This is a genomic window from Methylobacter sp. BlB1 (genome assembly GCF_015476545.1).
Lineage (GTDB): Bacteria > Pseudomonadota > Gammaproteobacteria > Methylococcales > Methylomonadaceae > Methylobacter.
This window is the reverse complement of the sequence record NZ_JADMKV010000189.1, coordinates 1-926: the sequence shown is the minus strand read 5'-3', so window position 1 is coordinate 926 and position 926 is coordinate 1. Positions and strand designations below refer to the sequence as shown.

1 protein-coding gene is annotated in these 926 nt (G+C 64.9%); it reads right to left on the bottom strand.

Going from position 1 to position 926, the window contains the following annotated elements:
- Positions 1-926 (bottom strand): AMP-binding protein (locus IT781_RS21950; protein ID WP_194972297.1); only part of this gene is annotated, 926 nt, incomplete at both ends.

Here is a 926-nt window from a genome sequence, read left to right as displayed (position 1 = left end):
GCCGGTTGTGCCAGCTGACCAGGTTCATGACGCCGGCATGCGGCACCATGACGCCCTTGGGCTGGCCAGTGGAGCCGGAGGTGTAGATGACGTAGGCCAGATGCTGGGGCGTCAGGCCGACCACGGCCAGGTCCGGATTATCGGAAGGCTGATGAGCCCACTGCGCCGCATCCGCAGTAAGGTCGATCAGCCTGGCGCCGGCTGACCTATCAGCCAGTCGGGCCTTAAGACCGCTGTCGGTCAATAGCACCAGCGGAGCGCTATCGACCAGCATGTAGGCCAACCGCTCCTCGGGATAGGCCGGGTCCAGCGGCACATAAGCCGCCCCCGCCTTGAGTACGGCGAGTTGGCTGATCACCAACTCGAAGCCGCGCGCCAGGCAGATCGCCACCCGGTCGTCGGGCTTTACGCCCAGACTGCGCAAATGGTGCGCCAAGCGGTTGGCGCGGGCGTTCAGTTCGGCGTAGGTCAGCCGTTCATCGTCCCAAGCCAAGGCTTCGGCATCGGGTGTTTGCAACGCCTGGATCTCAAACAGTTCATGCAGGCAGCAGTCCCAGGGATAATCGGCCTGGGTGGCGTTCCAATCATACAGCACCTGGCGGTGCTCGGCCTCCGGCAGCACGCCGATCTGACGCATGGCGGTATCCGGCGCCGTCTCCAGGGCCATGATCAGATTATCCAGCGCCGTGTGCATCAAGGCGCACAGCCGTTCCGGCGCCACCGGCGTCAGGGTTTGCGCCGTCAGCGAGAAGCCTTCGCCCAAATCATCCACGGACAACACGATCGGGTAGTTGCTGCGCTCTTCGCCCGACAGGAGTTCAATGCCCTGCCAGACGGGTGCGCTGTCGACCATTGCCTCCGTCTGGCTATGCCGGTAGTTGAGCAGCGCGCTGAACAGCGGCGCCGGCGCGGGCACGGCGCTGCAG